The following is a 12,416-nucleotide window of genomic DNA, read 5'->3' on the forward strand; positions in this document are numbered from 1 at the left end:
ATGACCTCATCTTATCAGCAACAACTGGATGTCAAAGTTGAACGCATTAGCGTGCAATTTGCCGAATATCAACCACCTGCCCTTGAAGTATTTGAGTCGCCTGAACAGTACTATCGCATGCGTGCTGAATTCCGGATCTGGCATACTGAAGATGACCTGTTCTATGCCATGTTTGAACGTGATCAGAACAATAACAAGAAAGTGATCCGTATTGATGAATTCCCTGTGGCTGACCGCAGTATTAATGACTTAATGCCGCAATTGCTAGAAGCCTTCAAAGCCGATGCAACTCTAGGCCACCGCCTATTTGAAGTCCACTTTCTAGCAACACTAAAAGGTGAAGTACTGGTTTCCCTGATCTATCACCGTAAACTGGATGAAAGCTGGGAACCTGCAGCTAAAGCACTGGCTGAAAAATTGAAGATCAAGCTGATTGGTCGTAGCCGTGGCCAGAAATTTGTCTTGAGCGATGAGTTTGTCGTAGAAGAACTCACTGTATTTGACCGTAAATATCAGTACAAACAGATCGAAAGCAGCTTCACCCAGCCGAATGCGCAAGTCTGCCAGAAAATGCTGGAATGGGCATGTAATGCCGCGCAGCAATCTGACAAAGATCTGTTAGAGCTGTATTGTGGCAATGGTAACTTTACCCTGCCATTGTCTACCCGTTTCCGTCGTGCATTGGCAACTGAATTGGCCAAGTCATCTGTGTATGCGGCTGAATGGAATATCGAGCAGAACGGTATCGACAATATTCAGGTAGCACGTCTATCTGCTGAAGAATTTACGCAAGCTTTTAATGGTGAACGTACTTTCCGCCGTCTGCAAGAAGCCAATATTGACCTGTCAACTTATGACTTCGATACGGTATTCGTCGATCCCCCACGTGCAGGGATCGATGATGAAACACTGAAACTGCTACAGCGCTTTGAACGAATCATCTACATTTCTTGCAATCCGGACACATTACACGACAATCTGAAACAATTGTCCCAAACCCATAAAATTACCAAGTTTGCCTTGTTCGATCAGTTTCCTTATACCCACCATGTAGAGTCAGGCGTACTGCTGGAAAAACGCTAAAAATATTGTTTCAATTTATTTTTTTGTTACATAAATGGAGCTTTTGTTAGCTCCATTTTTATACATAAAATTAGTAACTTATGCATGAATTATCTTGTTTCAATCAAATAATATCGTTCAAAATCTTATCTCCAATCGAAAATTTGAAATACTGACTGCTGCTTTTATCACATAGGTCCTATTGCTTTATTTATTAAATTGGATATATTTCACCCTATGTTAGGTTGTGTATGAAGGCTCTATGAGTTTCTGGCAGAAGTTGTTTTCAGATGAACAACAAAATGAACACAAGAACCAGATTGCTTGTGTTGAAAATGATTGCTCTTGCAAGACAAATGAACAGCTCCTTGAAGCACTGTCTAAAGCAACTGATGAAGATATCATTATCGGAATCAAAAAAGTTCTAGCTTCTCGCGGTTACAGCCGTAAAGAACTCAATGAACTTCAGCACCTGCCGCTGCAATAAGCAGCTTAGGTCTTGATAAAAAGCATTTGCATACGCAAATGCTTTTTTTATATCTATCATTTGGATTTTTGCCTACCCTTCTTTGCTTTTAATCAGGTGGAACCTACTCCTTCTATCTAAACCTAAGTGTCTATATCTTTATTTCTTTTCAAATATGCAGATAAATGACTTTTCATATTTACTTAGGCTATTTAAACATTATAATTTTAGATCTATCCAATCAGTTCACATACAGCATTTATAAGGTTCGAGAAATTTAAGGATGACTGTCTAGACAACGAATTCTGGATAGAATTAAGTTCTAAAACATCGATTAATTCACAAAAAAACAGTACACTTGCTGTTTAAAATACACTTGTTATTAAATGGCTTAATCTTTACATGCAGCGAACTAAACGGTTTCCCATAGGTGCGCATCTTATGGTTAAACATTTCGGTTATACTCATCACGGGATTTATGCCGGGCGTGGTCGTGTCATCCACTATTCCGGTTTTGCACATTTATTTAAAAAGCATCCAATTGAAATCACCTCAATTGAGAAATTCAGCAATGGCAAACCGATTCAGATCCAGTATTATGCCTCAGCAAAATACAAAGGCCGTAAAGTGGTTCGTCGTATGCGTTCCAGAATGCATGAAAATAACTATCACCTGATTATCAATAATTGTGAACATCTCTGTACCTGGGCAATCACTGGTGTAGAAAGCAGCCCACAAGTCATTCAGATGATGAATCGCCTGACGACGATCGGTTATATCAGCTCCATGATGAGCTTTATGAATAGCCTTTTCCTGACCTTGACGACCACCTGTTTCGCTCTAGCTCTCTATATCAAGAAAAAGCTACGTGACAAGGCCAAACAACGTTTAGAGCAATATCGTGAGCTACATGAGCAGGTTAAAAACAATAGCCCAGATCTTGGCAATCATTTAAAACATCGCTAGGGTCATAGTTTCTTGCTTTTAAAATTTTTAAGCCAGCCACTCAAAAATAATTTAAAAATAAGATGATTTTCATTTAATTTATTTAATGATTAGCTTTTCAATAAAATCAGTTTAAACCTAAGTTAAATAAGCTTTTTTAGCTTTAATCGCTTCAGGTAATTCTTGTCCTAAAGAACTCAGGGTTTCACGTTCGATCAATCTTACAATAGAGTCTAAAGGCAGATCATTATCCTGAAATCCAAAAGGCTCTTCCAGTTCCGCACTCAGTTCATCTAACCCTAACAGCATATAGGCAATCAGGCCGACTAGAATCGGAGTCCATAAACCAAGACTGGCTTCCAGACTAAATGGCAGGATAAAACAGAAAGAATAAACAGCACGATGCAACAGCACCGAATAGGAAAATGGTAACGGCGTCGACAGGATCCGGTCACAACCCGCCTGTATATCGCCTAAAGCCACTGTATGCTGATTCAGATTGTTATAAATAATGTCTGTAATCTTGCCTTGTTTATAGAGCAGAACCAAATCTTTCTGGATTTGTTCCAGTACCCATTGTGATGCATTGATATGCGTGGGCAATTGATCAAATGCAGCAACTTCAAAATTAGTGTGGGCTTGGTAATGCTGAATACTTTGCTGCTTCTGTCTCAAACGGTCACGTAATAAATGAGTAAACAGCATCATTCGATACAACAGGATTTCACGTGACTGATCATCAAGGACATAGCTATCACGGCATAAATGACGTGTCGTAGCAATCAGCGCTCCCCACAGCTTGCGCCCTTCCCACCAACGGTCATAACAGGCGGTGTTACGAAAGCTGAGAAAAATCGACAGAATCACCCCGAAGATGGTAAAGCCTATGGCCGGCACTGCAGGAAAGCTAAAAAAATGCGCCTGACGCAGATAGACCAGCAAGCCTGAAAGAAAAATTACCAGCCCCAAGGCAGGCAGAACTTTAGGCAAAATTGTGCCATGCCATGCAAACAGCAGACTAAAGCTATTACTTTTATCACGAACAATCATTCATTCTTTCCTGCCACGATTGAAAAAGCCCAACCGGAGTTGGGCTTTTTAGGGATTTCGCTTAAATTATTTGCCAGGTTTAAAGCTGTCTTTCAAATCTAGAATACGGTTGAACACTGGTTTGTCGCTGGTATGATCATATTGATCCGCTACGAAATAGCCTTCACGTTCAAACTGGAAACGATCTTCCGGTTTTGCCTCAGCCAGCGCAGGCTCAATAACTGCTTGAACCACTTTCAATGATTCAGGGTTCAGATTCGCCAGGAAGTCATCCCCAGTTTCTGGATCAGATTCAGTGAACAGACGATCGTAAATGCGAACTTCGGCAGGAATACCTTTGGTTGCAGATACCCAGTGAACTACACCTTTTACTTTACGGCCTTCAGGATTTTTACCTAAAGTTTCAGGATCGATTGAGCATTTCAATTCAACCACTTCACCGTTCGCATCTTTAATCACTTCATCACATTTGATGACATAAGCATGACGAAGACGCACTTCACCACCCGGGATTAGGCGTTTGAAGCCTTTAGGTGGCTCTTCTTCAAAGTCTTTATGGTCGATATAGATTTCTGAAGTGAGCGGAATAATACGTTCGCCCATATCTACGTTTGGATGACGTGAATGAGTCAGATCCATATCCGCTGGCAAATTGGTTAAAGTCACTTTCAGTGGATTCAATACTGCCATACCGCGAGCTGCAGTATTTTCTAAAGATTGACGGATGCAATATTCAAGCATTGCTACATCAACGATACTGCCATCGACTTTAGACACACCTACACGCTTACAGAAATCACGTAGACCTTCAGGCGTGAAACCGCGACGGCGCATACCGACAACTGTCGGCATACGTGGATCATCCCACCCATTGACATAACCGCCTTCAACCAGCTTACGCAGCTTACGTTTAGAAGTGATGGTGTAATCAACATTCAGACGGCTAGATTCGTATTGACGTGGAACTGATGGCGATTTAACTTTTTCCACCACCCAGTCGTAGAATGGACGGTGATCCTGGAATTCCAGTGTACAAAGTGAATGCGTAATGCCTTCAATCGCATCTGATAATGGATGCGCATAGTCGTACATTGGATAAATTTTCCATTTATCGCCAGTTTGGTGATGCGCAGAATGCAGAATACGATACAGGATTGGATCACGCATATGCACATTTGGTGAGTTCATATCTATCTTGGCACGCAATACCGCTTCGCCTTCAGCATATTCACCAGTACGCATTTTCTCGAAACGCTCAAGGTTTTCTTCCACAGTCGCATCGCGTTGTGGCGAGTTTTTACCTGGCTCTACAAAGTTACCGCGGTTTAGCTTGATCTCTTCCGGAGTTTGCAGATCCACATAGGCATCGCCCTGTTCAATCAGTTGAATTGCCCATGCATATAACTGATCAAAATAGCTTGATGCATAGCGTGGTTCACCATTCCACTGGAAGCCCAGCCATTTCACATCATTGGCAATACCATCCACATATTCCTGCTCTTCTGCATCGGGGTTGGTATCATCAAAACGCAGGTTGCACAGGCCACCAAATTCTTCAGCAATACCAAAGTTCAGGCAGATCGCTTTTACATGACCAATATGCAAATAACCATTTGGTTCAGGCGGGAAACGGGTGACCACTTGCTGGGTACGACCAGCTGCTAGATCGTCAGTAATCACCTGACGTACAAAGTCTAAGCCTGGTTGTTGTTCCTGCTGCTGCACTGAATCGACTGCATTCTTATTTTGGGTCGGGTTGTCGGGCAGAGACGTCACAACATCATTTGGCTTCATGATTAATCATTCACTTCTAAAGTTAAAAAGGGATTAATGAATATGCAGTAGCTCACGCGGTCTAACTGTATTCACTAAATAAAGGTTCTTTAGTTTAACTATAGGTGAATGATCTCTCAACCGTTAACTTAGGTATTTGATTTCAATTCGTTCATTTTCAAATTGGAAAATACAATAGCTTACCAAATCGTAAAATATCCGCTTTTGACTGAGCCAGCAGATCAGTGCATGCTCTTAGGGTCAGACAAGCTTTATGAAGACGCATGATCTCGAAGAAATGACTTTGTAAATCAATGCATAAATAAGATACGATTTTTATGTTTTTAACAAAGAAAATTATGTTTTTGCTTGCCTTGTCGATTGTAGTTTGCTTATGCTTCCTTCATTCAGAAAAAACCATGGCATTAGTCCATGATTAGGAGATTACACAATGAGTTTTCCTCAAGTCGAATTAAACACCAATAAAGGTCGTATTGTTCTTGAATTAAACGCTGAAAAAGCACCTAAAACAGTAGCTAACTTCTTGCAATATGTACGTGACGGTTTTTATGACGGCGTAATTTTCCACCGCGTTATTGATGGTTTCATGATCCAGGGCGGCGGCATGGATGAAAACTTCAAAGAAAAAGCAACACGTGATGCGATTGAAAACGAAGCTGACAACGGTTTAAGCAACGATGTAGGCACCATTGCAATGGCACGTACTCAAGCACCTCACTCTGCTTCTGCTCAATTCTTCATTAACGTGAAAAACAACTCTTTCCTTAACCATACTGGCAAAACTGCACAAGGTTGGGGTTATGCCGTATTTGGTAAAGTAGTTGAAGGCATGGATGTTGTTGATGCAATCAAAGGTGTTCGCACTGGCAACCGTGGCTACCACGCTGACGTTCCTCTAGAGAACGTTGTGATCGAATCTGCAAAAATCATTTCTGAGTAATTTTAAATCCTCCCTAATCCTCCTTTAATAAAGGAGGGAACCACCATTTTTAAAGATGGTTTTTCTCCTCCCTGAGTAAGTTTTAAAGCACTGCTTTTAAAACGAAACGCAAGAAAGGGAGGTCGGGAGGGATTAAAAAATAAGGAAAAGATTCGTGACCTATCTGTTTATCTCAGATTTACATTTGTCACCTGATCACCCTCGACTCGTTCGGGGGTTTTTAGATTTATTAGCAGCTTATCAGCATAAAAATACCCAACTGTATATTTTGGGCGACTGGTTCAATGCCTGGATTGGAGATGACTACACTGCTCCCTGGCTGGATGAAATCGTCAGTGCTTTAAAACAGTTTAACCAGGCCGGCAATCAAATCTATTTTCTCATCGGTAACCGTGACTTTGCCTTAGGCCAAGATTTTCTGGATCAATTTTCCGGACAGCTTTTACCTGAAATGACCAGTTTAAATATCGGTTCGATCCGATACCGGATCGAACATGGCGATGCACTCTGTACCGATGATGTGTCCTATCAACGTTTCAGAAAAATCATCCGTCATCCCTGGATGTTAGGTTTTTTAAGAAAAATGCCTCTTAGCTTTCGAGCCAGACTCGCCAACGGTTTCCGCAAGAAAAGCCATGAAGCACAGCAATTGAAAAGCTATGAGGTTATGGATGTAAACCCATCTGCGGTAGAAGCAGCACTCAAAGAAGCAGATGTGCTGATTCATGGACATACTCACCGCGCTGCAATCCATGATGTAAATGGTAAAAAAAGAGTTGTTTTAGGAGATTGGAAAGCTGATTATGCTGAGATTTTAGAGCTGGGCAGCTCGGATATTGATATTCATAACATTCAGCTAAAAATCTGGTATTACCCATAAAAAAAGCAACTGCGAGCAGTTGCTTTTTATATTTTATTTAACTTAAACGGTATAACTGGTTAAAACCAGTATAGAAACTTTTACCATCCAGATTAAATGGATATTGTTCACCATTTTCAAGTTCAATCATCTTGCCCACATTGACCATAATCATACCATTGATGGTATTTTGCTGACGTTGCATTGGTACAACTTTGACTTGAATTTCACAACCATTAATGGCGGTCGCGATAGACCATGTATTTAAATTTTTCAAAATATTCACTCATAATATGAGCTTTTTGTGATTAAACAAGGAGAGCTATAGACTAAAAATAAATCTTATTTCTGGGTTTGCTAGAGTTTTTTTAACAGGAAAACCTGTCTTTCGTGTATCACAATCAGCTAAAAATAAACCAGCGAAAACAGTATTCGCTTTAAAGTAATTATCTTATAACTCTTTTTTGACCAAATAGCAAAATTACATTGTAATGACATATGTCAAGAGTAGTATTTTTCAGATGCTTTTTCGCCTATCTGAATGTCCAGTAAAGAAGTATTTCAACATATAAAACAAACCGATCAACATCATGATACTAAAGCCAGAGATCAAATCACCTGAATCAAGAAAGTTTAAAACTGCCAGATATCCACTAAGCAATGTATAAGTCAGCATTAAAGACGAATAAGATACGTTGCCCTAAATGATAACGTTGTTGTTTTTTTGCTCATGGATCTGTTTTTGCTGCTCAAAAAATATATCAATTTCTTCTGGTTTCATTTTACAATCCCACCCATCTTATTTTTTAAACTACTATAGCTAAAGTAAATAAAAAAGCTCTGACAAATCAGAGCTTTTATAAAATATCTTCTATGTAAGTAATCAATATTGAGAAACCACAATTTACGACTCTCTGATATTTTTATAATCAATAACCGCCTTCTGACTTGATGACTTCAGCATCAGGTTTATATTTCGCCAAAAGTTCACGAAGCGAATTCATCAGAACACTGGTATCAACCCCTACTGCAACGAACTCAGTTCCAATGCCCAAATATTTCTGGGTAGCTTCATGCTGCGTCGATAAAATCCCAGCAGCCTTACCTGATGCACGAATCCGCTGAATAGCGTCTACTACTGCTTTTTGTACTTCAGGATGGTTCGGATTCCCCTGATAACCCATAGTCGCTGAAAGATCTACCGCCCCAATAAATACACCATCAATCCCCTCAATCTTGAGGATTTCATCCAGATTTTCCAGACCTGTCACCGATTCAATCTGAATTAACAAACAGATATTTTCATGAGCAGTCTGATAATAATTCGGGATACTGTTCCAGCGTGTCGCACGTGCCAGCGCAGCACCCACACCACGAATTCCTTCCGGTGGATAACGGACTGCTTTGACCATTAATTCGGCCTGCTCCACAGTTTCTACCATAGGAATCAATAAGGTCTGTGCGCCAATATCCAGTAACTGCTTGATCAGTTGTACACTGCCGATTGGTGGGCGTACTACAGCTTGAGATGGATAAGCAGCGATACTCTGTAATTGAGAGAGCGTTGTTCTTAAATCGCTTGGGGCATGCTCGCCATCAATCAAGAGCCAGTCATAGCCTGCATTTGCCGCAATTTCTGTTCCATACGCGTCAGCCAGTCCGACCCACAAGCCAATTTGCTGCTGCGTCTTTAATTTACGTTTAAAGTAATTGGTATATTGCATCGGCCCACCTATCTTGCATGCTATTGCCTGAAGTCCTTATTAAACTCCTGTTACCAGAAACTGCCAATATACAAAAGCTTGCTTTTTATCTGATTTAACTCTTAGTTTTTCATAAAATTTCACTCAAGATTATATAAATATAAACTTTGCCGATGATGTTTTTATTGTAATAATCTTTTGATCAGAAAAATCTAGATGCCTAAAGCATATTTCTAAACGCCTTATCAAAAGATTGGAGTCCATCAATGGATTTACTCAAGATCGCTCAAACCCGTTATACCACTAAAGCTTATGACCCTAACAAGAAGGTTCCAGCAGAACAATTTGAACGTTTATTAGAAATCTTACGCCTGACGCCATCTTCGATTAACATTCAGCCCTGGCATTTTTTTATTGCCGACAATGATGCCGCTAAACAGCGTATTGCCAAAGCACTAGTTGGAACTTATGCCTACAATGCTCCCAAAGTGCTGGACTCTTCACATACCATTTTATTTTGTACCAAAGCCGATATTGACGAGTTACATCTGGACAATCTGTTAAATCGTGATGATCTCAGTGGTCGTTTTAAAGATGAGAGCGCCAAAGAAGGTCAAAAGAATACCCGTACCGGCTATGTACATTATTATCGTAATGAAAAAGGCGATATTCAGCGCTGGGCAGAAAACCAGACCTTTATTGCATTGGGACAGATCTTACTGGCTGCAGGAAGTGAAGGTATTGATGCCACACCGATCGGTGGTTTTGATGAAGACATTCTGAGTGAGGAATTACAGTTAGCTGAACAAGGCCTGATTCCATCAGTACTGCTTACTTTAGGTTATCGCAGTGAAAATGATTTCAATGCCAAATTGCCTAAATCTCGTCTGCAAGCTGAAGATATTTTCACCAAACTGTAAGCATTTTATGGTATAAAAGGGGTCTAGTGCCCCTTTTCTTGTCAATTCGGGCCTAATTTTTGCTTTATTCTCCAAACATCCAACTAGAATAACAATTAGAGGTACCCATGTCTGTTTTACCATCCAGCTCTTTAAAATTCGAATGCAAACACTGCGATAAGATCTATTTACATCACTATGCTAATGCCCAGCATCGTTATCCGCATTGTCCAGACTGCAAACAGGCAGGCTTATTGCTTGGACGGGCTGAAAAAGAAGACCTGTTACGTTATCCGCTTGAATTTGCATCTTCCTATGTTAAACAGACATTGCATATGCTAGGCAAACAACACTAATCACACCTAGAATCAACCCGATCACACTTGCAGGTTTGAGTCGTTCTTTAAAGATGAACAATCCTGCAATCACACCAAAAATCACCACCAGAATATTCATGCCCGCAAATACAATCGCTGGCGTATCTTTGAGCATCATGTGTGCTTTGACGTAAAAAGCAATATTGGCAAAGTTCAACGCACCCAATAACAGACCGAAACCAATATCCTTGCCAGAACCCAGATGACGATATTGCAGCAGCAGATAGATCATCGACAGAATCATGGCGCAGATAAACATCAAGTTCAGTGCCACAGCAAATTGTAGACCAAGGCTGGTGGTATATTTCAACAAGACATCAATCAGTGCATAACCAAACCACACCAGACCCAGAAAAAACATTCCCTGCCTGGAGCTTTCTGATGCCTGACGGTGTGAGAATAGAATGCACAGTACGGAACTTATGCCTAAGACAATACCCAGCATCTTGAGCTGGTTAAATTGTTCCTGAAAAATGAAATAAGCAGCGGCCAGTGATAGTACAACCGATAATCGCTGGGCAATTTCAGTTTTTAAGATTCCTGCTGTCTGTAATGACTTGGCCAGAAATAGAAATACGCTCGGCAATAAAACGCCAAGCGCCAGAATCAGTAGCCATGGAGTCTGACTCATGGAAATATGCTGGATGTCTGGCTTGAACCAGAAAAAACACAATACGCTGGCTGTAACATAATTCCAGCTAATCATGTGGATGGGGCTCAAGCCTCTATTTTTAGCAATTTTTAAGAGTATCGAGACTGCAACACTACATAATGCTGCAATAAAAATCAGTTCCATATGCTGCTCTTATTCTTCATCTTTATTTAAATATAAAAAAGCCCACATTCGCTGTGGGCTCTTCTTATAAATTATTCACAAGGAATTATTTATAACGCTCAACCATTTTCTCTAAAGAGATTGGGCGAATCTTGTCTGCATTACCTGCAGTACCAAATGCTTCATAACGGTCGATACAGATTTGCTTCATTGCATCTACAGTTGCGCTGAAGAATTTACGTGGATCGAATTCGCTTGGTTTTTCAGCCATCATACGGCGCATTGCACCTGTAGACGCTAAACGCAAGTCAGTATCGATGTTGATTTTACGAACACCGTGTTTGATCGCTTCAACCAGTTGCTCAACAGGAACACCATAAGTTTCTTTGATGTCGCCGCCATACTGATTAATCACAGCCAGCCATTCTTGTGGCACAGAGCTTGAACCGTGCATTACAAGGTGAGTATTTGGCAGTGCTTCATGAATTTCTTTAATGCGGTCAATTGCAAGAATATCGCCTGTAGGTGGACGAGTAAACTTGTATGCACCGTGAGAAGTACCCACAGCAATGGCTAATGCGTCAACATTGGTATCTGCAACGAATTGACGAGCTTCTTCAACTGAAGTTAGCAGTTGAGAATGGTCAAGTACGCCTTCAGCGCCTACACCATCCTCTTCGCCTGCCATACCTGTTTCAAGGCTACCCAGACAGCCGATTTCACCTTCTACTGAAACGCCACATGCATGTGCCATTTGTACAGTACGGCGAGTCACATCAACGTTGTATTCGTATGAAGTTGGTGTTTTACCATCTTCACCCAGTGAACCGTCCATCATAACTGAAGTAAAGCCTAACTGGATTGAACGTTGACATACGTCAGGGCTAGTACCATGATCCTGGTGCATTACCACTGGAATATGTGGCCATTCTTCAACTGCAGCCAAGATAAGGTGACGTAAGAATGGTGCACCTGCATATTTGCGAGCACCTGCAGATGCCTGCACGATCACAGGTGAATTCGTTGCATCTGCTGCGAGCATGATTGCGCGCATTTGTTCTAAGTTGTTTACGTTAAACGCTGGTACGCCGTAAGCATGTTCGCCGGCGTGATCCAAGAGCTGGCGCATCGAAATAAGAGCCATAATATCCTCCCAGGTAATGGGCCATATTCTACATGTTCAACTATTGCAATACAGCCAAAAAATACAATATTTTATAAAAAATCCCTGCAAAAGCAGGGATTTTTACTTGCATAGTCTGAGTTAAGGTGTCATAGGCTCAGAAGCACCTGATACAGATTGATCTACAGTTGCGGCATCTGCAGGTGCATTGGCAATTTCAGCCGGAACATCTGTATTTTTTTCATCCAGAACCGGTTTATCAATCGCATCAATTGCGGCTTGCTGTTCCGGACTAATGCTCTCTTCATTTACAGCTGTTGTATTTTCTACGTTCTCTGCCGGTGTATTTTCCTGCTGGGTACAGGCAGTAAAAATAAAAGATGCTGCCAGCAATGCAGCTAAAGTGAGGTGCTGTTTCATCAA

Annotated in this window: 14 protein-coding genes; 7 read left to right on the top strand and 7 right to left on the bottom strand. The window is 40.9% G+C overall.

Annotated elements, in window-relative coordinates; translation table 11 throughout:
* The 3 genes from trmA (at position 1) to FTU03_RS02540 (ending at position 2,494) form a co-directional block, all read left to right on the top strand.
* A complete protein-coding gene (trmA, locus tag FTU03_RS02530; protein ID WP_179992323.1) occupies positions 1–1,083 on the top strand; it encodes a tRNA (uridine(54)-C5)-methyltransferase TrmA in 1,083 nt (360 codons plus the stop codon).
* Positions 1,084–1,324: 241 nt separating this feature from the next.
* Positions 1,325–1,549 carry a hypothetical protein gene (locus FTU03_RS02535; protein ID WP_004786091.1) on the top strand — a complete coding sequence of 75 codons (225 nt, stop codon included), beginning with the start codon at positions 1,325–1,327 and terminating at the stop codon, positions 1,547–1,549.
* Between the two features lie 381 nt (positions 1,550–1,930).
* Positions 1,931–2,494, top strand: a complete 564-nt coding sequence (locus tag FTU03_RS02540; RefSeq protein WP_125278319.1) for a lecithin retinol acyltransferase family protein — start codon at positions 1,931–1,933, stop codon at positions 2,492–2,494.
* A gap of 117 nt (positions 2,495–2,611) precedes the next feature.
* On the opposite strand, the gene FTU03_RS02545 is transcribed toward FTU03_RS02540, so the two are convergent.
* Entirely contained in the window at positions 2,612–3,523 is a 912-nt protein-coding gene (locus FTU03_RS02545; RefSeq protein WP_166136623.1) for a bestrophin family protein, read from the bottom strand.
* Positions 3,524–3,589: 66 nt separating this feature from the next.
* Complete coding sequence (locus tag FTU03_RS02550) at positions 3,590–5,317, bottom strand: glutamine--tRNA ligase/YqeY domain fusion protein (RefSeq protein WP_179992322.1); 1,728 nt, start codon at positions 5,315–5,317, stop codon at positions 3,590–3,592.
* Positions 5,318–5,747: 430 nt separating this feature from the next.
* Here FTU03_RS02550 and FTU03_RS02555 point away from each other — a divergent pair, with 430 nt between their 5' ends.
* Together FTU03_RS02555 and FTU03_RS02560 are read left to right on the top strand one after the other, a co-directional pair.
* On the top strand, positions 5,748–6,257 hold the full coding sequence (locus tag FTU03_RS02555; protein ID WP_004786097.1) for a peptidylprolyl isomerase: 510 nt from the start codon (positions 5,748–5,750) through the stop codon (positions 6,255–6,257).
* Positions 6,258–6,411: 154 nt separating this feature from the next.
* Complete coding sequence (locus tag FTU03_RS02560; RefSeq protein ID WP_179992321.1) at positions 6,412–7,137, top strand: UDP-2,3-diacylglucosamine diphosphatase; 726 nt, start codon at positions 6,412–6,414, stop codon at positions 7,135–7,137.
* 37 nt (positions 7,138–7,174) lie between these two features.
* Here FTU03_RS02560 and FTU03_RS02565 read toward each other — a convergent pair whose 3' ends face one another.
* Positions 7,175–7,393 (bottom strand): hypothetical protein, encoded by a 219-nt coding sequence (locus FTU03_RS02565; RefSeq protein WP_004786100.1) that lies wholly within the window; start codon positions 7,391–7,393, stop codon positions 7,175–7,177.
* Positions 7,394–8,045: 652 nt separating this feature from the next.
* Positions 8,046–8,840 carry a 4-hydroxy-2-oxoheptanedioate aldolase gene (hpaI, locus tag FTU03_RS02570; RefSeq protein WP_179992320.1) on the bottom strand — a complete coding sequence of 265 codons (795 nt, stop codon included), beginning with the start codon at positions 8,838–8,840 and terminating at the stop codon, positions 8,046–8,048.
* Between the two features lie 245 nt (positions 8,841–9,085).
* Between hpaI and nfsB the strand changes: the two genes are divergently transcribed.
* Positions 9,086–9,739, top strand: coding sequence for an oxygen-insensitive NAD(P)H nitroreductase (gene nfsB / locus FTU03_RS02575; protein ID WP_166136614.1), 654 nt, complete (start codon positions 9,086–9,088; stop codon positions 9,737–9,739).
* 107 nt (positions 9,740–9,846) lie between these two features.
* On the top strand, positions 9,847–10,074 hold the full coding sequence (locus FTU03_RS02580; RefSeq protein ID WP_004786112.1) for a hypothetical protein: 228 nt from the start codon (positions 9,847–9,849) through the stop codon (positions 10,072–10,074).
* Here FTU03_RS02580 and FTU03_RS02585 read toward each other — a convergent pair.
* The 3 genes from FTU03_RS02585 to FTU03_RS02595 form a co-directional block, all read right to left on the bottom strand.
* On the bottom strand, positions 10,037–10,891 hold the full coding sequence (locus FTU03_RS02585) for a DMT family transporter (protein WP_179992319.1): 855 nt from the start codon (positions 10,889–10,891) through the stop codon (positions 10,037–10,039). The genes FTU03_RS02580 and FTU03_RS02585 overlap by 38 nt on opposite strands.
* A gap of 85 nt (positions 10,892–10,976) precedes the next feature.
* Positions 10,977–12,014: a class II fructose-bisphosphate aldolase gene (gene fba, locus FTU03_RS02590; protein WP_104426189.1), complete on the bottom strand. Its 1,038-nt coding sequence runs from the start codon at positions 12,012–12,014 to the stop codon at positions 10,977–10,979.
* A gap of 120 nt (positions 12,015–12,134) precedes the next feature.
* Positions 12,135–12,413, bottom strand: a complete 279-nt coding sequence (locus FTU03_RS02595) for a hypothetical protein (protein WP_052026304.1) — start codon at positions 12,411–12,413, stop codon at positions 12,135–12,137.
* Positions 12,414–12,416 lie beyond the last annotated feature (3 nt).

The organism is Acinetobacter sp. YH12046 (assembly GCF_013419905.1).
GTDB lineage: Bacteria > Pseudomonadota > Gammaproteobacteria > Pseudomonadales > Moraxellaceae > Acinetobacter.